This is a genomic window from Curtobacterium sp. Csp2, assembly GCF_013347165.1.
This window is the reverse complement of record NZ_CP054593.1, coordinates 2,760,505-2,784,167: the sequence shown is the minus strand read 5'-3', so window position 1 is coordinate 2,784,167 and position 23,663 is coordinate 2,760,505. Positions and strand designations below refer to the sequence as shown.

The window sequence follows — 23,663 nt, the reverse complement described above, 5'->3', positions numbered from 1 at the left end:
GATGCCAGAGGGTCACTCCGTCCACCGCATCGCGAACCAGTTCTCCCGGCACTTCGTCGGCAAGCGCTGCGAGGTGTCGAGTCCGCAGGGCCGCTTCGCCGCCGGGGCCGCCCAGCTCGACGGCAAGAAGATGGTGGCTGCGCGGGCCGTCGCGAAGCAGATGTTCCTGGAGTTCGAGGACGACCTGTTCCTCCGCGTGCACCTCGGTCTGTACGGCGCGTGGGACTTCGCGGGCCTGATCTCCTCCGCCGAGGCGCTGTCCGAGGACGGCGACGGCGAGGAGTCGCTCGCGTCCATCGGCGCTCCGCGGCTCGCCCGGTACCGGATGGCCGAGCAGGAGAAGGCCGAGGACCCGATCGAGTCGTTCCCGCCGGACCCGGTGGGGCAGGTGCGGGTTCGGATCCTCACCGAGGACACCGTCGCCGACCTCCGCGGCCCGACCGCCTGCGTCGTCGAGGACCCCGCCGGCGTGCAGAAGGCGCTCGACAAGCTCGGCCCGGACCCGATCAACGACGACGGCCCGGAGGCCGAGCGGACCTTCGTCGAGAACGTCCGGAAGCGGAACGTCGCGATCGGGCAGCTCCTGATGGACCAGTCGGTCGTCGCGGGCATCGGCAACATCTACCGCGCCGAGCTGCTGTTCCGGCAGCGCATCGACCCGTACAAGCCGGGGAAGAAGATCACCGTCAAGCAGGCGAAGGCGCTGTGGCAGGACTGGTCGAAGCTCCTGCACGCGGGCGTCCGGGACGGCCTCATGCTCACGATGGACGACCTGTCCGAGGCCGACCACAAGAAGGCCGTCCGGTCGCGGAAGGACCGCCACTGGGTGTACCACCGCGAGGGCGAGCCCTGTCGGGTGTGCGGGACCGAGATCCGGATGGCGGACATGGCCGGCCGCAAGCTCTACTGGTGCCCGAAGGACCAGAAGTAGCGCGTCACGCCGAGCGGTGCGTGAACCGCCCCGCGATCGCGGTCGCCAGCACCGGCATCGACCGGAGCAGGTCCGACGGTTCGGTCGTCGCCACCGCGAGCGGGTCGGCGGGCAGCAGCACCAGGTCCGCGACGTCGCCGACCGCGACCGAGACCCGGCCGTCCGTCGACCCCCGCCACGCGGCGAGCGCCGACATCCGCTGCTCCGGGTGCCACGGCTCCCGACCACCGCGGTCGCGTCCGACGGCGGCCGCCATCCCGACCCACGGGTCGAGCGGCGCGACGGGCGCGTCCGAGCCGAGCCGCAGCGTCGCCCCGGCCCGCTCGAGCGCCGCGAACGGGAACGCCCGGTCGGTGACCCCCGCCCAGTGCCGGTCCGCGATGTCCCGGTCGTCCATCGCGTGCTCCGGCTGCACGGACGCGACCACGCCGAGCCGCGCGAACCGCTCGAGGTCGGTCCCGTCGAGGAGCTGCGCGTGCTCGATCGACCCGCGCGTGCCGACCGCCTCGAAGACGTCGAGCGCGAGAGTGTTCGCCCGGTCGCCGATCGCGTGCACGGCGGGGACGAGCCCGGCGTCGACCGCGCGCCGGACCATCGCGACGAGGTCGTCGAACGCGTAGGCCAGCACCCCCTCGCCGTCGGCGGTCGCGGCCGTGCGCGTGCCGAGCGACCCGTCGGTGATGACCTTGAACGGCCCCATGGTGAGCAGGCCGCGGGTGCCCGGGACGACGTCCCCGGTTCGCAGGCCCCTCGCGACCACGTCGTCGAGCTCGTCCGGGTACACCCCGGACGCGACGCGCAGGCCGTCCGTCCCGGCGTGCACCCGCCGGGTCCAGCGGTCGAGTCCGAACCGCATCTCCAGGTCGACGATGCGCGTCACGCCGCGGGCCGCGGCCGCCTCGACGGCGTCCGTGACGTAGCCGTCGAGGACCGCGTCGGGGACGCGGGAGAGCGCGGCCGTCACGTCGAACGCGTCCTGCTCGCGCAGCACCCCGTCGTCGCCCGCCACGAGCGGGCGGCCCACCTCGGCGGAGAACCGCTCGAGGGCGAGCGCGTTGCACCAGACGGCGTGCAGGTCGCCGCTGATGACGACGGCCGGGAGGCGCGGTGCGGCCCGGTCGAGCAGCTCGCGTCGCGCAGGGCGGGGCCAGAGGCCGTCCCGGTAGCCGTGCCCGACGAGCACCCCGTCGACGGGACCGGTGCGCAGGACCTCGGCGAGCAGGTCGGCGGTCGCCTCCGCGGAGGCGCAGCCGGACACGTCGACGCGTCGCCGGACGAGGGCCCACTGGTCGAAGTGCACGTGGTGGTCGACCAGGCCGGGTGCGAGCCAGGCCCCCGCCGCCTCGAGCACGTCGCTGTCGGGGCCGGCCGCGTCGAGCGTGCCGGCCGGCGCGACCGCGGTGACCCGCCCGTCGACGATCCGGACGTCGGCGGGGGCGCCCGAGGTGCCCACCCGTCGGACGGTGCGGAGCAGGACGTCGCTCACCGTGCCTCCAGTCCGTCCGCGCGCTCCGCGCGCACCCGGTCCATCTCGTCGGCGAGCGCCGGCGACGCGTACGGGCCGTCCCCGCGGAGTTCCGCGACGATCCGGGCGACCACGTCCGGCGCCTTGTTCTGCGAGAGCTTGGCGCGGGCGTCGAAGCGGGTGACCCGGATCCGGACGCCGACCGTGCCCTGCGCGATCCGCCGGGCGGTGTCCGGGTCGACGTCGAGCGAGACCGGCTCGGGCATCACCCGTTCGAAGTGGTCGACGAGCTCGCCGAGCACGCGGAAGTTCTCGTCGTCGGACAGGATCTCCGGCGTGCCCCACAGGTGCGCGGTCACGTGGTTCCAGGTCGGGACGAACTGCTCCGGCGGGTACCAACCGGGGGAGACGTAGCCGTGCGGGCCCTGGAACACGACGAGGACCTCGTGCTGGCCGAGCTCGTGCGCGACCTCGTCCGGACGGCCGACGTGCGTCACGAGCACGATCGCGTCCGGGTCGTCGTCGGGCCCCGGCGTCTCGAGCAGCACGGGGTAGTGCGAGGCGACCGTGCCCGCCGCGGTGTGCGACACGATCGTCGCCCACGGGTGCTCGGCGACCACGCGCTTGACCTCGTCGACGTCGGTCATCAGGAACCGGGGTGTGTGCCGCATCCGACGAGCGTGGCACATGCCAGGCTGGTCGGCATGGAGAAGCGCGCCGCGTACGAGTCCGTCCTGCCCTACGTCCGCGAGTGGATCGGGTACAAGGTGTGGCAGCTCCGGCTCCCCGGGGTGCAGGTCGCCGTCGGGTTCGAGGGCGAGGAGCTGTTCGCCGGGGCGTGGGGGTACGCCGACGTCGAGGCCGGTCGTCGCCTGACCACGACGGACCGGTTCCGCATCGCGTCGCACTCGAAGACGTTCACCGCCACCGCCCTGCTGCAGCTCGCCGACGCGGGCGCGCTCCGGCTCGACGACACCGTCGGCTCGTTCGTGCCGGCCCTGGTCGACGCGGGCTCGCCGATCGCCGGCGCGACGGTGCGCGAGCTCATGGAGATGGGCGGCGGAGTCGTCCGGGACGGTGCCGACGGCGACCACTGGGCACTCGCGCACCCGTTCCCGGACGCCGAGCAGCTCGTCGCGCTCGTCGTCGAGGGCGGCGCCAAGGTGCCGGTCGGCTCGGCGTTCAACTACTCGAACCTGGGCTACGGCCTGCTCGGGCTCGTGGTCGAGGCCGTCACCGGGACCTCGTACGCAGAGCACGTCCGGGCGGCGATCACCGAGCCGCTCGGCCTCGCCCACACCGGTCCGGAGTTCGACCCCGCCCACGAGGACGCGTTCGTCGTCGGCTACACCGGCCTGCACACCGCCCGCACCCGCACGCGCGTCCCGCACGTGACGACCGGGGCGCTCGCCGCGGCCACCGGGTTCCACGGCACCGCGTCCGACCTGGTCCGGTACTTCTCCGCCCACGTCCCCGGCCGGGGCGAGCTGCTCTCCGACCACGCCAAGCGCCTCGCGCAGCGGAAGGCGTGGAGCGCGCTCGACACCGATCCGGCCGCCCGCGGCTACGGTGCCGGCTTCATCGTCGACCGGATCAACGGGCGCGAGGTCCGCGGCCACTCCGGCGGCTTCCCCGGCCAGATCACCCAGTCGGTGTTCGACCCGGCGTCGTCGCTCGTCGTGTCCGTGATGACGAGCAGCGCGACCGGGCCCGCCGGGATGCTCGCGAACGGGATCGTGCACCTGCTCGACGCCGCCGCGGACGAGCACGCCGCGGGGCCGGCGCTGCCCGACGACGTCGACGCCTCCCGCTACGTCGGGCGCTTCACGACGTTCGAGGGCATCACCGACTTCGCCCGCGTCGGCGACCGGCTGCTCGCGATCGACCCGACGCAGCCCGTGCCGACCGAGTCACCGGTCCGTCTCGACGTCGTCGACGCCGACACGCTGCGCATGGCCGCCGGCAACCGCTTCGGGTCGATCGACGAGCTCGTGACGTTCACGCGCGACGAGTCGGGTGCGGTCGTGTCGGTGCGCGGCGACAGCGGCATGACGCACCGCCCGTGGTCCGTCCCCGAGGAGACCCCCGAGGTCGCCGCCGCCCTCGTCTGAGACCGGCGTCCGGACCGGGAGGGGGGGACAACCCCACCACGGGTCCGGGAGACGGCAGGATGGGACGGGAGCCCTCGGTCCGCGAGGCTCGAGTCATGACCGACACCGCCCGCCTCGACCAGGCCGACACCGTCCCGCTCGACGACACCGCACCGCAGGGAGCGACCAAGCCCATGCCCGGACAGCCACAGTCAGCACCCGCGGGGTGGTCGGCGACGCCGGCGGTGGGGCAGCCGGGCGGCGGTGGCGGCTCGGGGATGTCCGCCGGCGCGTTCTACCGGGACGCGTGGCGACGCCTGCCGCGGGACTTCGGCTACATGGCGCTCACGGCGGTGCTGCTCTGCACGCTCTACGCGGCCTTCCCGGCGGCGATCCTGGGCGGCGGATTCCGGGACCTGTTCAACCCGTTCGTGCTCCTGATGTTCTTCGTCGCGCTGTTCGTCGCCCGCTGGGTCGGCCAGTTCGAGAAGCTCCGCATCGGCTGGGCCGACCCGCGGCCGATCCGCCCGGTCGACTGGACCCCGCGCTGGCAGCAGAACTGGTGGACCCGCACGGGTTCCGCGGTAGCCAACCCGCACTACTGGCTGTACCTGCTGCACGCGGTCGTCGTGTACCCGCTCGCGGCGCTCTGCACGGTCGGCGCCGGCGCGCTCCTGGTCGTCGGGTTCACGTGGCCGATCGCGGTCGGTGGCATCGCGCTCCTCAACCGGGTCGCCGCTGACTACTACAGCGGGCTCGGCGGCGCTCCGGTGCTCCTCCTCGGCCTGCTCGGACTCGTGTCGATGGCGGCGTCCGTGGTGCTGTTCCCGCTCTGGGCGCGCGGCTCGGTCCTCGCGCACTACTGGATCGACCTCGGCCTGCTCGGCGGGTTCCGTGCCGAGCAGCTCGAGCAGCGCGTCGCCGGGCTGCAGGCCTCCCGCGCCGGAGCGGTCACGGCCGAGGGGCAGGCGCTCCGGCAGATCGAGCGCGACCTGCACGACGGCCCGCAGCAGCGCCTCGTCCGGCTCCGCATGGACCTCGCGGCCGCCGAGCGTGCGATGGACCGCGACCCGGAGCAGGCCAAGCGGCTGATCGGCGAGGCCGGCGAGCACGCGAAGGACGCCCTCGACGAGCTGCGCGCCCTGTCCCGCGGCTTCGCGCCGCCGATCCTGCTCGACCGCGGGCTCGTCGCCGCGCTCGAGGCCCTGGTCGCCCGCACGCCGATCCCGGTCGGGCTCGACGTCCGCCTGCCCGAGGGACTCGAACTCGCCACGGAGATCCAGCGCAACGTGTACTTCACGGTGAGCGAGCTCCTGACGAACACGACGAAGCACGCGGGCGCCTCGACCGCCGGCGTGTACCTCGGGCTGATCGTCGACGCGTCCGGCCTCTGGTACCTCACGGTCAGCGTCACCGACGACGGCCGCGGGGGAGCCCGCCCGCAGGAGGGCCACGGGCTCGAGGGGCTGGTCGGCCGCATGCGCGCCCTGGACGGCGAACTCATCGTGAACAGCCCCGACGGCGGGCCGACCGAGGCCACCGCACGGATCCCGCTCGGCGCGCTGAACGGCGTCCCGACCGTCCGCCGGTGACCGGCGGGGAGCGGGGACGCTCCCACTAGGCTGGTCGGCATGAGCGACGGCCCGGGTGCAGCACGCATCCGGGCCGTCGTCGTCGACGACGCCGTGCTCCTGCGCGAGGGACTGGCCCGCGTCCTCGACGAGGCGGGCATCGAGGTCGTCGGGCAGTACGCCGACGCCGACTCCTTCCTCGCCACGCTGCCGGACGCGGCCCCGGACGTCGTCGTGATGGACGTCCGGATGCCCCCGACCTTCACCGACGAGGGCGTCCGCGCCGCCGTCGTCACCCGCCGGGTCGCCCCGCAGACCGGGGTCCTGCTGCTGTCGCAGTACGTCGAGGCCACCTACGCCGAGGACGTCCTCGCCGCCGGCGCCACCGGCATCGGGTACCTGCTCAAGGACCGCGTCACCCGACTCGAGGAGATCGACGACGCCGTGCGCCGCATCGCCGCCGGCGGCACCGTGCTCGACCCCGAGGTCGTGACGCAGCTCATGAGCCGTCGACGCAACCCGCTCGAGGCGCTGACCCCGCGGGAGCGCGACGTCCTCGGGCTGATGGCCGAGGGACGCACGAACGCCGCCATCGCCCGAGCGCTCGTCATCGGCACCGGCGCGGTCGAGAAGCACGTGACGAGCATCTTCGGCAAGCTCGCGCTCGAGGACACCGGCGAGGACCACCGCCGCGTCCTCGCCGTCCTCGCCTACCTCGGATGACGACGCGGGTCCCCGCGCCGCTCCTGGCGCTCGCGGCGATGGTGTCCGTGCAGCTCGGGGCCGCGATCGCCAAGACGCGCTTCGACGAGGTCGGCTCGGTCGGCGCCGCGACCCTGCGCCTGGTGATCGGTGCCCTGGTGCTCGCGCTCGTCGTCCGCCCGCGCGTGCGGCACTGGACCCGCGCGCAGTGGACGGCCGCGGTCCTGCTCGGCCTGGCGCTCGGCGGCATGAACGTCTTCATCTACGTGGCCTTCGCGACCATCCCGATCGGTGTCGCGGTGACGATCGAGTTCCTCGGGCCGCTCGTCCTGTCGCTCGCGCACACCCGTCGCTGGCGGGACGTGTCGTGGGCCGTGCTCGCGCTCGCCGGCGTCGTGCTCCTCGGCGTCGGACCGACGGCCGTGACCGCGGTCGCCGGCGTCGCCGCAGCCGTCGCGGCGGCGGTGTGCTGGGCCGGCTACATCGTGATGAACCAGCGCGTCGGGGCGGCGATCCCCGGCATCGACGGTCTCGCGTTGTCGATGGTCGTCGCGATGCTCGTCTCCCTGCCGTTCGGACTGCACTCCGCCGTGGCCGGCGTGGTCGACGACCCGACGCTGCTGCTCGTCTTCGCGGGCGTCGCCCTGCTGTCGAGCGTGCTGCCCTACGCGCTCGAGATGGCGGCGCTCCGCCGGATGGTGACCCGCGTGTTCGGCGTGCTGCAGAGCCTCGGTCCCGCGATCGCCGCGCTCGCGGGACTCCTGGTCCTGCGCGAGGCGCTCTCGGTGCAGGAGGTCGTGGCGCTCGCCTGCGTGACCGCGGCGAGCATCGGGGTGACCCTGTCGGGACGTCGCCGCCGAGCCGTTCCCTGACGGCGGCGGGCCGACCGGCGGAGCCGTGACGCGCCTCCAGGCCGTTCCCGACCACTGGACGCGCCACGACCCGCCTCTGGGTCGGTCGTCAGCTACTCGGCGCTGAGGAAGTCCGCGTAGGTGGGTTCCGACTGCTCGACCGCCAGGAGCGCCGGGTCGTTGATCCGGCGTTCGACGTAGGCGGCGATGACCTCCGGCGGAGTGAGCACGTGGGCGACCCAGGACGGCACGTCGCGTTGGTTCACGGTGGGCCTCCTTCCTGTCGTTCGTCCGTCGAACCACTTGATCGGTGAGTAGTTCGGCGAGGCGGGGTTCCCGGAACGATCCTCGGATCGGGTCCGGATGTCAATGCGGTGCGTTCCCTGGATGCCGTTCGGCGCGGTCCGTCCGCAGCGCGCGGTGCTTGACCGCTGAGCGCCAGACCCAGGCGTCGGCCTGCTGCCCGAACTGCGCCCACTCGACGTGCACGGCGTCCCGCGTCCAGCTCGACGCGAAGCCCTTGACCCGGATGTGGAAGGTCGGGAACTGGATCCACGCCCAGACCGGGACGGGCGTCACCGCGTGGCAGACGTCGGGCCCGCGCGCTTCCTCGGACAGCGAGTAGGCGCGCGGACGCTCGACCTCCGGGTGTTCCGGGGGCTGCCACCGGTTCTCGCGACGCCGTCCCACGACGGTATTCGAACGTGTGTTCGAACGTGCGTCAAGTCCGCCGCGCGGACGCTGCGCACCTCGACTCGGCCGCCGGCGTGTCGGCGCGCTGCGCGGCCCGACCCGGCCGCGGGTGTGTCGGCGCGCTGCGCACCCCGACCCGGCCGCGGATGTGTCAGCGCACAGCGCAGCCACCGGGTCACCGGCGTCAGGTGGCCGCGCGGCCCGTCGACTCGCGCACGCTCAGGGTCAGCGACGGTCCGGGCCGGGACGGCAGGGGAGCCGGGGCGTCGATCTGCTCGCGCAGCAGCACCGCCGCGCGCTGCCCGAGTTCGACGGTGTCGCGCGTCAGCGAGGTGATCGCGGGGCGGACGAGCCGGATCATCGCGGAGTCGTCGAACGACACGATCGACACGGCGCCCGGGACCGCGACGCCCATCTCGCTCGCGACGCCGAGCCCCGCGACGGCGAGCACGTCGTTGTCGTACACGATCGCCGTCGGTCGCACCGTGCGGGACAGCAGTGCGCGGGTGGCCCGGGCGCCCTCGTCCGCGGAGTAGTCGGTGGGGATCGACACGGTGTCCTCGAGCCCGGCGTCCGCCGCGAAGGCCCGGAGCCGCTCGACCCGCATCGCCGTGTGCTCGAACTCCGGCCGACCGGAGACGTGCGCGATCCGCCGGTGTCCGAGCGCGTGCAGGTACCGCAGCACGGTGTCCGTCGCGTCCGAGTCGTCGATCCACACGCTCGGGGCGGCGCCGTCCGGCGAGGGGTGCGAGCCGACGACCACGGTGGGCATGCCGAGCTCGGCGAGCAGGGTCAGACGCTCGTCGTCGCGACGCGGGTCGATCACGACCACGCCGTCCACCCGGTGCCCGCGCCACCAGTCGCGGTAGGTCGTGAGCTCCTCGGCAGCGTCCCGGGCGACGAGCAGGGTCATGCCGACGTGGGTCCCGGCGAGCCCGAGCTGGATCCCCGAGATGAGGTCGCCGAAGAACGACTCGGTGCCGAGCGTCCGTGCCGGCCGGTTCAACACGAAGCCGATCGACCCGGCGCGGGCGCCACCGAGGGCGCGGGCGGCGGTGTGCGGTTGCCAGTCGAGTTCGCGGGCGATCTCCTGCACGCGGCGGCGGGTGTCGGCGGACACCCCCGGCCGGTCGTTGAGCGCGAACGACACCGCGCTGATGGACACCCCGGCGCGTGCGGCGATGTCGGCGATGGTCGTGCGACGTCTGTTGGCCACGGGATTGACTATAGCGCTTTAGTCATGGACAGTGGCAGCCACACGCCGGTTCGGCACCACCAACTGAACCGCTTGAGCACGATGACGAAGGAGTCGGTTGCGATGAGGACCACCACACGGGTGACGAGGGGCCGCGCGGCAGCGCTGCTCGCGACGGCGGCGGCGACCGCCCTCGTCCTGACGGGCTGCTCGAGCGGCAGCAGCGGCGCGAGCGGCGGCGGGAGCGGGGCGATCGACGGGACGATCACCCTGCAGACGTGGGCGCTCACGCCGACGTACACGGACTACCTGCAGGGCGTCATCTCGGCCTTCGAGAAGGAGCACCCGAAGGCGACCGTGAAGCTCCAGGACCAGCCGGGCGACGGCTACGCCGACAAGGTGCTCAGCCAGGCGTCCTCGAACACGCTGCCGGACGTGATCAACCTGCCGCCGGACATCGCACTGCCGCTCGCCAAGCGGGGCTTCCTGCAGGACGTGTCGAAGGACGACAGCAAGCTCGGCAGCACGTACGTCGCCGGCGCACTGGACTCGTACCGGTACAAGGGGCTCGACGGCACGTACGGCTACCCCTGGTACCTCAACACGGATGTCGACTACTGGAACAAGTCGATGTTCGACAAGTGCGGCCTCGACGCGGACAACCCGCCGAAGACCACCGACGAGCTGTTCACGCAGGCCAAGACGATGCACAGCAACTGCCCGGACGACTACCTGATGAGCCGCAAGCCGGGTCTCGGTGACTTCACGCTCGCCGGGGTCAAGGTGCTGAACTCGGACGGCACGAAGTTCACCTTCGCCGACTCGTCGAAGGCCGTCGATCTCATCGACCGCTACAAGGAGGCGTACCAGGACGGCTACATGCCCTCGAACGTCCTGAACAGCGACTACCTCGGCAACTCGACGCTGTTCACGCAGCAGAAGGTCGCGTGGACGACCGGTGGCGCGACGGCGCTCTCGGACATGATCAAGAACAACCCGTCGCTCAAGGGCAACGTCGTGGTCAGCCCGGCGCTCGACACCCCGCCGCTGTACGTGCAGGGCCTGTCGGTGTCCAGCAAGTCGAAGCACCTCGCCACCGCCGAGGCGTTCGCGCAGTTCATGACGAACGCCAAGAACCAGGAGGCGTTCGCCCACCAGGTGAACATCTTCCCGTCGACCACGTCGTCGCAGTCCGACCCGTACTTCTCGAAGGACGACGGCACCGTGAACGGCACGGCACGCGTCCTCGCGAACGAGGCCCTGAAGCAGGCGAAGGTGCTCAACCCGGTCGAGGCGAACTCCGCGATGACCGACTTCCTCGACCAGCAGATCGCCCTCGCCATGAAGGGGCAGGTCGCGCCGGAGCAGGCCCTGCAGACCGCGCAGGACAAGATGAACTCGCTCCTGGCCAACGGCTGATGCGCGCCAACCGCTGGTTCACGCCCTGGCTGCTCGTCCTGCCGGCCCTCGTCTGGCTCCTCGCGTTCAGCCTCTGGCCGTCGATCAACACCGTCCGGTTGTCGTTCACGAACGCCAGCCCGCTGGGGGGCGTGAGCCAGTGGGTGGGCTTCCGGAACTTCGAGACCCTGCTCGCCGACCCGCAGGTGTGGGAGGCGCTGCTCAACAGCGTCGTCTACATGGCGGTCTGCCTGCCGCTCCTGACTATCGGCCCGCTGCTCATCGCGGTGCTCGTGCAGCAGAAACTCCCCGGCATCGCGTTCTTCCGGACCGCGTTCTACACGCCGGTGATCGCGAGCGCGGTCGTCGTCGGGCTCATCTGGACCTGGATCCTCGACGACCGCGGCGTCGTCAACGAGATGGCGCAGGCGCTCGGCGTCGTGCAGGGCGCGATCCCGTTCCTGACCGACCGGTGGCTGCTGCTGTTCAGCGCGATCAGCCTGACGGTCTGGAAGGGCCTCGGGTACTACATGATCATCTTCCTGGCGGCACTCGGGAACGTCGGCAAGGACCTGCACGAGGCCGCTGCGCTCGACGGTGCCGGAGCGGTGCGCCGGTTCTGGTCGGTCACGGTCCCGGGGGTCCGGGGCACCATGACGCTCGTCGGGATCCTGGTCTGCGTCAGCGCGCTCCGGGTGTTCAGCGAGCTCTACATCCTCACCAACGGCACCGGCGGTCCGGGCGGGCAGGACAACTCGCTCGTCATGCTCATCCAGCAGTACGCCCGCGGGTTCACCGGCAACCTCGGCTACGCGTCCGCCCTGAGCCTGCTGCTCTTCGTGGTCACGCTCCTGCCGATGCTCGCCCTCGCCCGCATGAACAGCAAGGCCGACAAGTGACGAACACGACCAGCACGACCGAACCGGCCCTCGGCGGCGCCGCGGGCGCAGCCGCACCCGCGCCGGACCTGACCGGCGCGACGGACGCACGCCGGGCCCGGCCCCCGCGTCGCCGCCGCGCGGTCTGGGGCGTCATGTCCACCCGCGAGAAGGTCGTCCGCTACGTCCTGCTCGTCGTGGTGCTGTTCATCACGATCGGGCCGTTCCTCTGGCAGCTCTCGACGTCGCTCAAGGGCGCCGGCGAGGACATCTACACGGCGAACCCGTCGTTCATCCCGTCCGAGCCGACGATCGAGAACTACCTCAAGGTCGCGGCGGCGATCCCGGTCTGGCGGTACATCGGCAACTCGGTGCTCGTCGCGGCGATCGACGTCGTCGGGAACATCGTCTTCGCGACGCTCGCCGGCTTCGCCCTGGCCCGACTGCAGTGGCGGTTCCGGAAGCTCGTGCTCGGCCTGTTCCTCGCGACGCTCGTGCTCCCCGGCGAGGCCACGATCATCAGCCAGTTCGTCACCGTGAAGGACCTCGGCCTGGCCGACAACCTGGTCGGCGTCGCCCTGCCCGGGATGATCGCGGCGCTCAACGTCCTGCTCATGTTCAACGCGTTCCGGCAGATCCCCGAGGAGATCGACCAGGCGGCCGTCGTCGACGGCGCGAACGCGATGCAGCGCCTGCGGTACATCTCGCTGCCCGCCGTGCAGGGCACCATCGCCGTGATCGCGATCTTCTCCTTCATCGGGGCGTGGGACGACTTCCTGTGGCCGCTCATCGTCCTGCAGTCCCCGCAGAACCTCACGCTGACCGTGGGGCTGCAGTACCTGCAGGGCACGTTCGCCACCGACCAGCGGATGATCGCCGCCGGCACGATGATCGCCTTCATCCCGATCGCCGTGGTCTTCGCCGTCCTGCAGCGCTTCTTCTTCAAGGGCGTGGAAGAGGGCGGGGTGAAGGGCTGATGCGCTTCGGCGTCAACCACACGCCGTCGGTCGGGTGGTTCCACTCGTGGCTCGACTTCTCGCCGTCGGACACCGCCAGGGACCTCGAGCAGATCGCGTCGCTCGGCGCGGACCACGTGCGGATCTTCCCCCTGTGGCCGGTCGTGCAGCCGAACCGGACGATGATCCGGCAGCGGGCGCTCGACGACGTCGCGACCGTCGTCGACATCGCCGGGTCGTTCGGACTCGACGTGAACGTCGACGCGCTGCAGGGGCACCTGTCGAGCTTCGACTTCGTGCCGGCCTGGCTCGACACCTGGCACCGCCGCAACCTGTTCACCGACCCGGACGTCGTCGCCTCGACCGCCGCCTACGTCGAGGCGCTCGCCCGGACCGTCGCGGACCGGCCGAACCTGCTCGGCATCACGATCGGCAACGAGGTCAACCAGTTCGCGCACGCACCGCACCCCGCGCCGTTCGGCGTCACCGCCGAGCAGGGGCACGCATGGGCGGCGACGATGGTCGCCGCCGCCCGGCGGGGCCTGGGGACGGACGGCGAGACCGGACTGGAGGCACGGCGCGGGTCCGCCCCGCTGGTCACCGTCGCGCAGTACGACGCGGCCTGGTACGACGACGCGCAGCCCTTCGGCCCGGAGCACGCGGCGGACCACGGTGACGCGACGGTCACGCACTCGTGGGTGTTCAACGGCGCGGCGCAGCTCCACGGCGCCCTCGGACCCGGTTCGGTGCGGCACGGCGAGTACCTGCTGCAGCTCGCCGCGGCCTGGAACCGGGACCCGCACCGGCCGAACTGGTTGCAGGAGGTCGGCGCCCCCACGAACGTCGTCCCGCCCGCCGACGCCGCGTCCTTCACCGAGCAGACCATCCGCCACGTCCTCGGGGCGCAGGACGTGCTCGGCGTGACGTGGTGGTGCTCGCACGACGTCGCCCGGTCCCTCGCCGACTTCCCCGAGCTCGAGTACGACCTCGGGCTGTTCACGAACGACGGTCGGCGGAAGCCCGCGGGCGAAGCGTTCGCCGCTCTCGCTCGATCCGCGACCGCGTCGCCGGCCGCACCGCCCGCCACCGGGATCGTCCTCGACGACGTCGGGCCGGACGGCACCCCGCGCCCCGGCGTCCGGGCCGACTGCGCCCCCGGTGGACGGTTCGCGGCCGGCTGGCTCGCACTCGCCGAGGCCGCGCCGGACGGTCGCGGTCCGCAGGTGCTGCTGCGGTCCCGGCTCCACGACGACGTCCTGCGCGCAGCACGCGGCATCACGACGATCGAGCACGTGCCCGACGGCCTGGACGGCACCGTCCTCGCCGTCGCCCACCCCGCCACCGGCGCCTGAGCGCCCGACCTCCCACACCGCTCCACCCGGAAGGACCCCATGCACGACGACATCCCCCTCACCACCGGACGCGCCCGCCGGGTGCTCGACGAGCGCATCATGCCGGCCGTGCACGCCACGTCGGTCCCGCTCGAGGTCGCCTGGCACGAGCTGCCGGGGGAGCCGGTCCCGCCCGCCGAGGGGCTCGCGCTCGACTGGACGCCGTACGAGGTCGGGACGCCGTGGGGCGCCGCGTGGGGGACGACCTGGTTCCGCCTGACCGGGACCGTGCCGGCGGCGTACGCCGGGCAGCGTGTCGAGGCGGTCGTCGACCTCGGCTTCGACAAGAACATGCCGGGGTTCCAGTGCGAGGGGCTCGTGTACCGCGCCGACGGGACCCCGGTGAAGTCGATCAACCCCCGGAACCAGTGGGTGCTCGTCACCGAGCGCGCCGAGGGCGGGGAGACGGTCGAGCTGTTCGTCGAGGCGGCGTCGAACCCCGTCCTGCTCGACTACCACCCCTTCCTGCCGACGCAGGAGGGGGACGTGCAGACCTCGTCGTCGAAGCGCCTCTACACGAGCCGCCGGATGGACCTCGCGGTGTTCGCGTCCGAGGTGCACGAGCTGTCGCTCGACCTCGAGGTGCTGCTCGAACTCCAGGCCCAGCTCCCCGACGGGCCGCGGCGGATGCGCATCCTGCAGGCGCTCGACGACGCCCTGGACCGCCTCGACCTGCAGCGCATCGCCGAGACCGCCGCGGACGCCCGGGCAGCCCTGGTCGACGTCCTCGCCGCCCCGGCCGAGGCGTCCGCGCACACCGTCTCGGCGATCGGCCACGCGCACATCGACTCCGCGTGGCTCTGGCCGGTGCGCGAGACGATCCGCAAGGTCGCCAGGACCACGTCGACGATGACCGAGCTCATCGACCAGACCGACGACTTCCTGTACGGCATGTCCAGCGCGCAGCAGTACGCCTGGATCAAGGAGCACCGCCCCGAGGTGTACGCCCGGGTCCGGGACGCCGTGGCCGCCGGTCGGTTCCTGCCCCTCGGCGGGATGTGGGTCGAGTCGGACACCGTGATGCCGACGGGCGAGAGCATCGTGCGGCAGTTCTCGCAGGGGCAGCGGTTCTTCGAGCGCGAGTTCGGGATCCGTCCGAAGGGCGTCTGGCTGCCGGACAGCTTCGGGTACTCGCCGGCCCTGCCGCAGCTCATGCGCCGTGCCGGGTTCGAGTGGTTCTTCACGCAGAAGATCTCGTGGAACCAGGTGAACAAGTTCCCGCACCACACGTTCCTCTGGGAGGGCATCGACGGCTCACGCGTGTTCTCGCACTTCCCGTCGATGGACACGTACAACTCGCGGCTCTCCGGGGAGGAGATCGCGAAGGCCTCCCGGCAGTTCCGCGAAAACCGCCTGGCCTCCGGCTCGATCGCCCCCGTCGGGTGGGGCGACGGTGGCGGCGGCACCACGCGCGAGATGACCGGCACGGCCGCGCGGCTCGCCGACCTCGAGGGCAGCGCGAAGGTCCGGTGGGAGCACCCGGACGCGTTCTTCGACCGGGCGAAGTCCGAGCTCGTGGACCCGCCCGTGTGGGTGGGGGAGCTGTACCTCGAGCTGCACCGGGCGACCCTGACCAGCCAGCACCGGACGAAGCAGGGCAACCGCCGGTGCGAGCAGCTGCTGCTCGAGGCCGAGCTCTGGGCGACGACCGCGGCGGCCCGCACCGACTTCGCGTACCCGTACGACGAACTCGACGCCCTCTGGCAGCAGGTCCTGCTGCAGCAGTTCCACGACATCCTGCCCGGCACCTCGATCGCCTGGGTGCACCGCGAGGCGGTGGCGAAGTACGCCGAGACGGCCGCCGCGCTGACCGCGATCACCGAGCGCGCGCTGGCGGCGCTCGCCGGTCCCGGTGACGTGCCGGTCGTCGTCAACCCGGCCCCGTTCCTCCAGGCCGGCGCACCCGCGCTGGGGGCGACCACCGCGGCCGACGTGCCGGCGGCGACCCCGGTGTCGTTGACCGAGCGGGACGGCGGGTGGGAGCTCGCGAACGACCTGGTGCGGGTCGTCGTCGACGCGCGCGGGCTCGTCACGAGCGCGGTCGACCTGTCGACCGGGCGCGACGCGATCGCGCCCGGCCGCGTCGCGAACCTGCTGCGGCTGCACCAGGACTTCCCGAACATGTGGGACGCGTGGGACGTCGACCGCTACTACCGCAACCGCGTCGAGGACCTGACCGACGTCACCGGGCTGCGTGCCGCCGTCGACGACACCGGTGCCGCCCGGGTGGTCGTCGAGCGGGCGTTCGGCGACTCGACCGTGACGCAGGAGATCGTCCTGGCGCCCGGCTCCCGGACGCTCGAGTTCGACCAGGTCACCGACTGGCACGAGACCGAGAAGTTCCTCAAGGTGGCGTTCCCGCTCGACGTCCGCGCCGAGCACACCGTCGCCGAGACGCAGTTCGGCGCGCAGAAGCGCGTGACGCACACGAACACGTCGTGGGAGGCCGCGAAGTTCGAGACCTCGATGCACCGCTACGTGCTCGTCGAGGAGCCCGGCTTCGGGGTCGCCCTGGTCAACGACTCGATCCACGGCTTCGACACCACCCGCGACGCGGTCGACGGCCACGTCACCACGACCGTGCGGCTCTCGCTGCTGCGCGCGCCGCGGTTCCCGGACCCGGAGACCGACCAGGGCGTGCAGACGCACCGGTACGGCATCGTCGTCGGCACCGACCAGCTCGGGGCGACGGCGGCCGGCGTCGTGATGAACGCCGGCGCCCGTACGGTGACCGGCGGGCACGGCTTCGCGCCGCTCGTGCGGGTCGCCGGCGACGTCGTCCTGTCGAGCGTCAAGCTCGCCGACGACCGCTCGGGCGACCTGGTCGTCCGCGTGTACGAGCCCGCTGGGCGCCGGGGGACCGGCCACGTCGCCGTGGACGGACCCTTCGGCGACCCGACCGAGGTGACCCTGCTCGAGGAACCACTCGCGGCGATCGACCCGTCCGCGTTCGCCGTCAGCGCCTACGAGGTGCGCACCGTCCGGTTCGCGCGCGCCTGACCACCGCTCGCAGTCCCACCAGCGGTCGCAGTCCCACCAGTGGTCGCAGTCCCACCAGCGGTCGCAGTCCCACCTGTTCGAGGAGGAACGAGATGAAGCACTCAACGAAGCTCGGGATCGTCGCGGCGCTCGCCGCGGCGCTCGCCGTCCCGATGGTCCCGGCGGCCGCGTCCGCCGCACCGTCGCCCACCGGCCTGTCCCACGGTGTCGGGGCATCCCGCGGGGTCGGGCACGGGAAGCAGCCGCACGCCGCCCCGACGAAGGACGGACCGACGAGCATCGCCTACGTCGAGGTCAACAACGACCAGCTCGCGAACGTCGGCCGCTACACACTCGCCGACGGCGCGAACGCGTTCGACGTGGCGATCATCTTCGCCGCGAACATCAACTGGGACGGGTCGAAAGCCGTCCTGTACAACAACGAGAACGTGCAGCGCACGCTCGACGACGCCGCGACCCAGATCCGGCCGCTGCAGGCGAAGGGCATCAAAGTCTCGCTGTCGATCCTCGGCAACCACCAGGGCGCCGGCATCGCGAACTTCCCGACACAGGCCGCCGCAGAGGACTTCGCCGCCCAGGTGTCCGCGACCGTCGCGAAGTACGGGCTCGACGGCGTCGACCTCGACGACGAGTACTCCGACTACGGCACGAACGGCACCCCGCAGCCGAACCAGCAGTCCATCGGTTGGCTCATCAGCGCGCTGCGCGCCGACATGCCCGGCAAGCTCGTCTCGTTCTACGACATCGGCCCGGCGTCCGACGCGCTGTCGTCGTCGAGCCCGGCGATCGGGTCGCAGCTCGACTACGCCTGGAACCCCTACTACGGCACGTACTCGGCGCCGTCGATCCCCGGGATCGGGAAGTCGCGGCTGTCGGCGGCGGCGGTCGACATCCAGAACACCCCGCAGTCGACGGCGGTGTCCCTGGCGCAGCGCACCAAGGCCGACGGCTACGGCGTCTTCATGACGTACAACCTGCCGGACGGCGACGTCTCGCCGTACGTGTCGTCGTTCACGCAAGTGCTCTACGGGCAGGCCGCGTCGTACCGCTGACCTCGCCTCCGCACGGCGGCCCGCGCCCCGCGCTCTCCGGCTCCGGCCTGGAGGCGCGGGGCGCGCCCGTCGCGTCGGTCCGGTCCGAACCGGCTCGGAGAAGCGCACTTCCGCCCGGATCGTGACCGTCCTGGTTCGCGGATCCCGGGGATCGGGAACCAGGACGGCCAGATCGGCCGCGGAGGTCGTGCCTGTGGAAGGCCCGACGTACGATCGCGGCGTGGAGCTCGCGTTCGAGGCCGAGGTGATCGAGTGGCGCGGTCCGGCGCCGTACGTGTACGCGGTGGTGCCAGACGACGTCGCCGACCTCGTCCACGAGCTCGCGTCCGAGCTGACCTACGGCTGGGGCGTCGTCCCCGGCGGGTGTCGCGATCGGGCGAGTGCGGTGGACGACGTCGCTGTTCCCGAAGGACGGCGGATACCTCGTGCCGCTGCGGAAGGCGGAGCGGACCCGGGCGGGGGTCGGCCTCGGCGACACCGTGCACCTCACCCTGACGCTCGGCGCCCCCTGAGCAGGAAGTACGGAGGGGATGACGGGAATCGAACCCGCGTGGCCAGTTTGGAAGACTGGGGCTCTACCATTGAGCTACATCCCCGCGCTGCAGCACTGGTTGCGCAGCGCCACCATCGTAGCGGACGAACGACCCCCGACATGCCATCGAACGTGTTGCCGCAGCCCGACCCGGGCGACACCCGGCGGATCCGCCGCTCGCGGGTGGTGTCGTTCGTGCTGCTGGCCCTCGCCGCCGTGGTGTTCTCGCTCCGGCCGGAGGTCTTCGGCGACCCGCAGGCCCAGCCGTGGCACGCGCTCCTGCACGTGTGGCGGATCGTCGTCGGACTCCTGCTCGTCCTGGGCGCGGGAGCGGTGCAGGTGGCCGTCGGGGTCCGCTGGCGGCAGGGCCTCCGTCGGGCGGCCGACCCGGCTCCTCCACAGCGCGGCACGCCGCCCGGGAACCAGTCACCGGCGGACCGCTAGACTCGTCGCGGTCGTGCGTGCCCTCGGGTGTGCGCGGCCACCCTGGCCCAGTCACGGGGCGTAGCTCAGCTTGGTAGAGCGCCCGCTTTGGGAGCGGGAGGTCGCAGGTTCAAATCCTGTCGCCCCGACCAGGTCCACACGAACGTCAACCAACAGGAGTACATCCCTTGGCCACCAGCACCGTCGACAAGGTGAGCGACACCCGCGTCAAGCTCACCGTGAACGTGACGCCGGAAGATCTCAAGCCGAGCATCGACCACGCGTACAAGCACATCGCCGAGCAGATCAACATCCCCGGCTTCCGCAAGGGCAAGGTCCCGCCGGCGATCGTCGACCAGCGTGTCGGCCGCGGCGAGGTCCTGAACCACGCCGTCGGCGACGCGATCGACACCTTCTACCGCCAGGCGGTGGAGGAGCAGGAGCTGCGCATCCTCGGCCGCGCCGAGGCCGACGTCGCCGAGCTCCCCAACGTGAAGGACTTCACGGGCGACCTCGTCCTCACCTTCGAGGTGGACGTCCGCCCCGAGTTCGACCTGCCGAAGTACGACGAGTACGAGCTGACGGTCGACGCGGTCGAGGTCTCCGACGACGAGGTCGAGGAGGAGCTGCAGAACCTGCGCACCCGCTTCGGCACGCTCGTGACGGTCGACCGTCCGGCCAAGACCGGCGACTTCGCCCAGATCGACCTGACCGCCACCATCGGTGACGACGAGGTCGACTCGGCCACCGGCGTCTCCTACGAGATCGGCTCGGGCGACCTGCTCGAGGGCATCGACGAGGCGCTCGAGTCCCTGACCGCCGGCGAGTCGACGACCTTCGAGTCGACGCTGGTCGGCGGCGACCGCGAGGGCGAGACCGCCCAGATCGCCGTCACCGTCACCGCCGTCAAGGAGCGCGAGCTCCCCGAGGCCGACGACGAGTTCGCCCAGATCGCCAGCCAGTTCGACACCATCGACGAGCTCAAGGCGGACCTCAAGGAGCAGATCGCCAAGTCGAAGACCTTCGGCCAGGGTGCTGCTGCGCGCGACAAGCTCGTCGAGAAGCTCATCGAGGACGTCGACATCCCGATCTCGGAGCAGCTCATCGAGGACGAGGTGCACCGTCACCTCGAGCAGGAGAACCGCCTCGAGGACGAGGAGCACCGCAAGGAGGTCTCCGAGTCCAGCGAGAAGGCCTTCCGTTCGCAGATCCTGCTCGACGCGATCGCCGAGAAGGAGGAGATCCAGGTCTCCCAGGAGGAACTGACCCAGTACCTCATCCAGGCTGCGGCGCAGTACGGCATGGAGCCCGCCGAGTTCATCAAGGTGATCGACCAGAACGGTCAGATCCCGGGCATGGTCGGCGAGGTCGCCCGCTCGAAGGCGGTCGCGACCGTCCTGTCGAAGGTGACCGTCAAGGACTCCAACGGCGGCGACGTCGACCTCTCCGCCTTCACGGCGGGCGTCGCGCAGACCCCGTCGGAGGACGCGGAGTAGTCCGCGACCACGTTCCGCAACAGGAGGCGCGGTGCCAGCTGGCACCGCGCCTCCTGTCCGTTGGCGGGCCGGCCCGACCGCCCAGAGCGAACAGACGCGAACAGCCGCGTTGCACCCGATAAGTTCGACATCAAGCGACAACTGAACGGGAGCTTTTCCATGGCCGAAGCGACACTGAACCCCAGTGTTTTTGACCGCCTTCTGAGAGACCGGATCGTGTGGCTCGGCTCTGAGGTCCGCGACGAGAACTCGAACGAGATCGCAGCGAAGCTGCTGATGCTCGCCGCCGAGGACCCTGAGAAGGACATCTACCTCTACATCAACTCGCCCGGTGGCTCGATCACCGCGGGCATGGCGATCTACGACACGATGCAGTTCGTGCCGAACGACATCGTCACCGTGGGCATCGGCCTCGCCGCCTCGATGGGGCAGTTCCTGCTCTCCTCGGGTACCCCGGGCAAGCGCTACATCACCCCGAACGCGCGCGTGCTCCTGCACCAGCCGTCCGGTGGCTTCGGCGGCACCGCTGCCGACATCCAGACGCAGGCCAAGGTCATCCTCGACATGAAGCAGCGGATGGCGGAGCTCACGGCCGAGCAGACCGGCAAGTCGATCGAGCAGATCCTCAAGGACAACGACCGCGACAACTGGTTCACGGCGCAGGAAGCCCTGGAGTACGGCTTCGTCGACCACCTCCGTGCGTCCTCGAACGAGGTCGTCGGCGGCGGCGGAACCGTGGGCGACGGCGAGACGCCGACCGCGGCTGCCGAGCCCGAGTCCCACTGACCACCACCGAAGAGAAGGAAACGAGAATGCACCTCCCCATGCTCGGTGGCGCGCAGAACGTCCCGGCTCCGTCCGATCGCTACATCCTCCCCAGCTTCGAGGAGCGCACGGCCTACGGCTTCAAGCGCCAGGACCCGTACGCGAAGCTGTTCGAGGACCGCATCGTGTTCCTCGGCGTGCAGGTGGACGACGCGTCCGCCGACGACGTCATGGCCCAGCTGCTCGTGCTCGAGTCGATGGACCCGGACCGCGACATCGTGATGTACATCAACTCGCCCGGTGGCTCGTTCACCGCGATGACGGCGATCTACGACACGATGCAGTACATCCGTCCGCAGATCCAGACCGTGTGCCTGGGCCAGGCGGCCTCGGCCGCGTCGGTGCTCCTCGCTGCCGGTACCCCGGGCAAGCGTCTGGCGCTCCCGAACGCCCGCGTGCTGATCCACCAGCCGGCGACCCAGCAGGGTGGCGGTCAGGCGTCGGACATCGAGATCCAGGCGGCGGAGATCCTCCGCATGCGCACCTGGCTCGAGGAGACGCTGTCGAAGCACTCGAACCGCACGCCGGAGCAGGTCAACAACGACATCGAGCGCGACAAGATCATGTCCGCCGAAGAGGCACTCGAGTACGGCCTGATCGACCAGGTCCTCACGAGCCGCAAGAACCTGCCGGCGCTCGTCAAGTAGCACCAGCACCACGACGGCCCCGCACCTCCCGGTGCGGGGCCGTCGTCGTGTCGCGGGGCCGTCGTCGTGTTGCAGGTCAGTCCTCGTCGTCGTGCGGGTCGGCGGTCGGGGCCGGGCGGCGTCGCAGGAGCAGCAGGACCGCGACGACCAGGCCGACGAGCACGACCCCGCCGGCGCCGATCCACAGCGCGTCGGTCGCCGTCGAGTCGCCGGCGCTGGTCGCGGTGCCGGACTCGTCCGCGCCGGACCCCGCGCTCGCCCGGTCGGTGGCGCAGACCGGCGGGTCGGTCGTGCCGGCTGCGGGGGAGAAGCCCGCGGGGGCGTCCCACGTGAAGTCGTACCGGTCGGACACGGTGTGGCCGTCGGCGGAGACGATCTGCCACTCGACCGCGTACTTCCCGGACTTCCCGAGGGAGGCCTTCGTGGTCATCGACGGGCCGTCCACCGTGACGCAGCCGTCCTCGTAGTACCGGCCGTCCGGCCCGAGGACCCGGAACGCGAAGCCGGAGTCCGAGCCGCCGATCTCGAGCAGCCGGTCGTTCGTGGTGATGTCGAACCGGTCCGGGAGCGCGGTGAGCGTCCCGCCGACCTGTGGCGTCGACGACACCAGGTAGTTGTGCGCGCTGGCGGGGGCGGCGAGCCCGAGGACCGCACCGCCCGCGATCGCGAGGGCCGTGGCGGACGCGGCCACGATCCTCCCGGGCGACCGCCGACCCGGGGCGGACCGACGGCCGGGCGTGGGACGGGTCACTTCGCGGCGTCCCGGCGGCGGGTGGCCGCGACCGCGACGACCAGGCCGACGGCGCCGACGACCAGGCCGCCGAGGCCGAGGAAGCGACCGACCAGGTCGGGCTGGGCGGCGGTGCTCGTCGACGCGGCGGCCGTGGTGGCGGGGGCGTCGTCGTCGTCACCGCTCGTGGCGGTCGCGGCGGTCAGGACGATCGACGGGGCGGGGTGCTCCGGCTCGGCCTTGCCGGTCTGCTGCACCTGGTCCCAGTCGGTCGTGCCCTGCTCGCAGGTCTGCACGACCGGGAAGGACACGCGGTCGCCGGGCTTGCCGTCGGGGAGCGAGAACGACAGCGAGAAGGTGTCGCGTTCGTCCGCGGGGAGCGGGGTCTTCGCGGTGTAGGTGACGCTCGTGACGCGGACGGCGCCGGCCTCGTCCTCGTCGTTGCTGCTCGACGCCCCGCTCGTGTACGGCTCGGTCGTCTTGGTGATCGTCCAGTTCGGGTTGACCGTCGGCGTGACCTCGATGACGGACTTCGGCACCTGGAACTCGAGCTTCGTGGTTGGGGAGCCGTCGCAGCCGTGCGGCACGGAGAAGGTCGCCGTGGTGTAGGAGCTCGCCGCGGTGGAGGTCGCGTCGGCCTCGACGTGGGCGCTGGCGGCGGCCGCCGTGCCGAGGACGATCGCGGCGGTCACGCCGAGGGTGGCGGTGCCGACGAGGGCGAGGCGCTTGGTCATGGGGTCCTTCCGGTTTCTACAACTTGTAGAGCAGCGGTGCAACGGTACCAGGAGACGACGCCGTGGGCGAACGCCGCGGGACAGGCCGGACGGCGTCGCGGTG

23 protein-coding genes and 2 tRNA genes are annotated in these 23,663 nt (G+C 71.7%); 17 read left to right on the top strand and 8 right to left on the bottom strand.

Annotated elements, in window-relative coordinates; translation table 11 throughout:
- Position 1: 1 nt before the first annotated feature.
- Positions 2-931, top strand: coding sequence for an Fpg/Nei family DNA glycosylase (locus HUN59_RS13450; RefSeq protein ID WP_114849046.1), 930 nt, complete (start codon positions 2-4; stop codon positions 929-931).
- 4 nt (positions 932-935) lie between these two features.
- On the opposite strand, the gene HUN59_RS13445 is transcribed toward HUN59_RS13450, so the two are convergent.
- Positions 936-2,417 (bottom strand): amidohydrolase, encoded by a 1,482-nt coding sequence (locus HUN59_RS13445; RefSeq protein WP_174778627.1) that lies wholly within the window; start codon positions 2,415-2,417, stop codon positions 936-938.
- Positions 2,414-3,067 (bottom strand): FMN-binding negative transcriptional regulator, encoded by a 654-nt coding sequence (locus tag HUN59_RS13440; protein WP_174778626.1) that lies wholly within the window; start codon positions 3,065-3,067, stop codon positions 2,414-2,416. The genes HUN59_RS13445 and HUN59_RS13440 overlap by 4 nt, the downstream gene beginning before the upstream one ends.
- Positions 3,068-3,100: 33 nt before the next feature.
- Here HUN59_RS13440 and HUN59_RS13435 point away from each other — a divergent pair, with 33 nt between their 5' ends.
- The 4 genes from HUN59_RS13435 to HUN59_RS13420 all read left to right on the top strand — a co-directional run bounded on the left by HUN59_RS13435 (position 3,101) and on the right by HUN59_RS13420 (position 7,631).
- Positions 3,101-4,507: a serine hydrolase domain-containing protein gene (locus tag HUN59_RS13435; RefSeq protein WP_174778625.1), complete on the top strand. Its 1,407-nt coding sequence runs from the start codon at positions 3,101-3,103 to the stop codon at positions 4,505-4,507.
- Between the two features lie 95 nt (positions 4,508-4,602).
- Positions 4,603-6,078: a sensor histidine kinase gene (locus HUN59_RS13430; RefSeq protein ID WP_141860698.1), complete on the top strand. Its 1,476-nt coding sequence runs from the start codon at positions 4,603-4,605 to the stop codon at positions 6,076-6,078.
- 39 nt (positions 6,079-6,117) lie between these two features.
- The gene (locus tag HUN59_RS13425) at positions 6,118-6,780 is read left to right on the top strand and encodes a response regulator transcription factor (RefSeq protein WP_058740426.1); all 663 of its coding nucleotides are present in this window, start codon (positions 6,118-6,120) and stop codon (positions 6,778-6,780) included.
- Positions 6,777-7,631, top strand: a complete 855-nt coding sequence (locus HUN59_RS13420) for an EamA family transporter (protein WP_174778624.1) — start codon at positions 6,777-6,779, stop codon at positions 7,629-7,631. The genes HUN59_RS13425 and HUN59_RS13420 overlap by 4 nt, the downstream gene beginning before the upstream one ends.
- Positions 7,632-7,723: 92 nt before the next feature.
- Here HUN59_RS13420 and HUN59_RS13415 read toward each other — a convergent pair whose 3' ends face one another.
- From HUN59_RS13415 to HUN59_RS13405, 3 genes are all read right to left on the bottom strand, one after another.
- The gene (locus HUN59_RS13415; protein ID WP_174778623.1) at positions 7,724-7,876 is read right to left on the bottom strand and encodes a hypothetical protein; all 153 of its coding nucleotides are present in this window, start codon (positions 7,874-7,876) and stop codon (positions 7,724-7,726) included.
- A gap of 100 nt (positions 7,877-7,976) precedes the next feature.
- Positions 7,977-8,300 (bottom strand): hypothetical protein, encoded by a 324-nt coding sequence (locus HUN59_RS13410; protein ID WP_058740424.1) that lies wholly within the window; start codon positions 8,298-8,300, stop codon positions 7,977-7,979.
- A gap of 187 nt (positions 8,301-8,487) precedes the next feature.
- Entirely contained in the window at positions 8,488-9,519 is a 1,032-nt protein-coding gene (locus HUN59_RS13405) for a LacI family DNA-binding transcriptional regulator (protein WP_174778622.1), read from the bottom strand.
- Positions 9,520-9,621: 102 nt separating this feature from the next.
- On the opposite strand from HUN59_RS13405, the gene HUN59_RS13400 reads away from it, so the two are divergent.
- From HUN59_RS13400 to HUN59_RS19770, 7 genes are all read left to right on the top strand, one after another.
- The gene (locus HUN59_RS13400) at positions 9,622-10,917 is read left to right on the top strand and encodes an ABC transporter substrate-binding protein (RefSeq protein ID WP_174778621.1); all 1,296 of its coding nucleotides are present in this window, start codon (positions 9,622-9,624) and stop codon (positions 10,915-10,917) included.
- The gene (locus HUN59_RS13395) at positions 10,917-11,795 is read left to right on the top strand and encodes a carbohydrate ABC transporter permease (protein WP_058740421.1); all 879 of its coding nucleotides are present in this window, start codon (positions 10,917-10,919) and stop codon (positions 11,793-11,795) included. The genes HUN59_RS13400 and HUN59_RS13395 overlap by 1 nt, the downstream gene beginning before the upstream one ends.
- A complete protein-coding gene (locus HUN59_RS13390) occupies positions 11,792-12,751 on the top strand; it encodes a carbohydrate ABC transporter permease (protein WP_144802201.1) in 960 nt (319 codons plus the stop codon). The genes HUN59_RS13395 and HUN59_RS13390 overlap by 4 nt, the downstream gene beginning before the upstream one ends.
- A complete protein-coding gene (locus HUN59_RS13385) occupies positions 12,751-14,082 on the top strand; it encodes a glycoside hydrolase 5 family protein (protein ID WP_174778620.1) in 1,332 nt (443 codons plus the stop codon). Before HUN59_RS13390 ends, HUN59_RS13385 begins: the two co-directional genes overlap by 1 nt.
- Positions 14,083-14,121: 39 nt before the next feature.
- A complete protein-coding gene (locus HUN59_RS13380) occupies positions 14,122-17,121 on the top strand; it encodes an alpha-mannosidase (RefSeq protein ID WP_174778619.1) in 3,000 nt (999 codons plus the stop codon).
- A 92-nt stretch (positions 17,122-17,213) separates the two neighbouring features.
- Complete coding sequence (locus HUN59_RS13375; RefSeq protein WP_174778618.1) at positions 17,214-18,173, top strand: endo-beta-N-acetylglucosaminidase H; 960 nt, start codon at positions 17,214-17,216, stop codon at positions 18,171-18,173.
- A 380-nt stretch (positions 18,174-18,553) separates the two neighbouring features.
- Positions 18,554-18,685, top strand: a complete 132-nt coding sequence (locus tag HUN59_RS19770; protein WP_254629885.1) for a DUF1905 domain-containing protein — start codon at positions 18,554-18,556, stop codon at positions 18,683-18,685.
- A gap of 13 nt (positions 18,686-18,698) precedes the next feature.
- Here the strand turns inward: HUN59_RS19770 and HUN59_RS13365 are convergent.
- A tRNA-Gly gene (locus HUN59_RS13365) sits at positions 18,699-18,769 on the bottom strand.
- Between the two features lie 56 nt (positions 18,770-18,825).
- Here HUN59_RS13365 and HUN59_RS13360 point away from each other — a divergent pair.
- From HUN59_RS13360 to HUN59_RS13340, 5 genes are all read left to right on the top strand, one after another.
- Complete coding sequence (locus HUN59_RS13360) at positions 18,826-19,149, top strand: hypothetical protein (RefSeq protein WP_114849060.1); 324 nt, start codon at positions 18,826-18,828, stop codon at positions 19,147-19,149.
- Positions 19,150-19,203: 54 nt separating this feature from the next.
- Positions 19,204-19,280, top strand: a tRNA-Pro gene (locus HUN59_RS13355).
- 36 nt (positions 19,281-19,316) lie between these two features.
- Positions 19,317-20,624 (top strand): trigger factor, encoded by a 1,308-nt coding sequence (gene tig / locus HUN59_RS13350; protein WP_058742931.1) that lies wholly within the window; start codon positions 19,317-19,319, stop codon positions 20,622-20,624.
- Positions 20,625-20,783: 159 nt separating this feature from the next.
- Positions 20,784-21,410 carry an ATP-dependent Clp protease proteolytic subunit gene (locus HUN59_RS13345; protein ID WP_058742932.1) on the top strand — a complete coding sequence of 209 codons (627 nt, stop codon included), beginning with the start codon at positions 20,784-20,786 and terminating at the stop codon, positions 21,408-21,410.
- A gap of 26 nt (positions 21,411-21,436) precedes the next feature.
- On the top strand, positions 21,437-22,096 hold the full coding sequence (locus HUN59_RS13340; protein WP_058728413.1) for an ATP-dependent Clp protease proteolytic subunit: 660 nt from the start codon (positions 21,437-21,439) through the stop codon (positions 22,094-22,096).
- 76 nt (positions 22,097-22,172) lie between these two features.
- Here HUN59_RS13340 and HUN59_RS13335 read toward each other — a convergent pair whose 3' ends face one another.
- Together HUN59_RS13335 and HUN59_RS13330 are read right to left on the bottom strand one after the other, a co-directional pair.
- Positions 22,173-22,787, bottom strand: coding sequence for a copper resistance CopC family protein (locus tag HUN59_RS13335; RefSeq protein WP_174778617.1), 615 nt, complete (start codon positions 22,785-22,787; stop codon positions 22,173-22,175).
- 56 nt (positions 22,788-22,843) lie between these two features.
- Positions 22,844-23,560 (bottom strand): YcnI family copper-binding membrane protein, encoded by a 717-nt coding sequence (locus tag HUN59_RS13330; protein ID WP_174778616.1) that lies wholly within the window; start codon positions 23,558-23,560, stop codon positions 22,844-22,846.
- Between the last annotated feature and the right edge of the window lie 103 nt (positions 23,561-23,663).

Coding starts and splice junctions, on each gene's coding strand:
- HUN59_RS13450 (WP_114849046.1), top strand. CDS start 2: ATGCCAGAGGGTCACTCCGTCCACCGCATCGCGAACCAGTTCTCCCGG.
- HUN59_RS13440 (WP_174778626.1), bottom strand. CDS start 3,067: ATGCGGCACACACCCCGGTTCCTGATGACCGACGTCGACGAGGTCAAG.
- HUN59_RS13435 (WP_174778625.1), top strand. CDS start 3,101: ATGGAGAAGCGCGCCGCGTACGAGTCCGTCCTGCCCTACGTCCGCGAG.
- HUN59_RS13430 (WP_141860698.1), top strand. CDS start 4,603: ATGACCGACACCGCCCGCCTCGACCAGGCCGACACCGTCCCGCTCGAC.
- HUN59_RS13425 (WP_058740426.1), top strand. CDS start 6,118: ATGAGCGACGGCCCGGGTGCAGCACGCATCCGGGCCGTCGTCGTCGAC.
- HUN59_RS13420 (WP_174778624.1), top strand. CDS start 6,777: ATGACGACGCGGGTCCCCGCGCCGCTCCTGGCGCTCGCGGCGATGGTG.
- HUN59_RS13400 (WP_174778621.1), top strand. CDS start 9,622: ATGAGGACCACCACACGGGTGACGAGGGGCCGCGCGGCAGCGCTGCTC.
- HUN59_RS13395 (WP_058740421.1), top strand. CDS start 10,917: ATGCGCGCCAACCGCTGGTTCACGCCCTGGCTGCTCGTCCTGCCGGCC.
- HUN59_RS13385 (WP_174778620.1), top strand. CDS start 12,751: ATGCGCTTCGGCGTCAACCACACGCCGTCGGTCGGGTGGTTCCACTCG.
- HUN59_RS13380 (WP_174778619.1), top strand. CDS start 14,122: ATGCACGACGACATCCCCCTCACCACCGGACGCGCCCGCCGGGTGCTC.
- HUN59_RS13375 (WP_174778618.1), top strand. CDS start 17,214: ATGAAGCACTCAACGAAGCTCGGGATCGTCGCGGCGCTCGCCGCGGCG.
- HUN59_RS13360 (WP_114849060.1), top strand. CDS start 18,826: ATGCCATCGAACGTGTTGCCGCAGCCCGACCCGGGCGACACCCGGCGG.
- HUN59_RS13345 (WP_058742932.1), top strand. CDS start 20,784: ATGGCCGAAGCGACACTGAACCCCAGTGTTTTTGACCGCCTTCTGAGA.
- HUN59_RS13340 (WP_058728413.1), top strand. CDS start 21,437: ATGCACCTCCCCATGCTCGGTGGCGCGCAGAACGTCCCGGCTCCGTCC.
- HUN59_RS13330 (WP_174778616.1), bottom strand. CDS start 23,560: ATGACCAAGCGCCTCGCCCTCGTCGGCACCGCCACCCTCGGCGTGACC.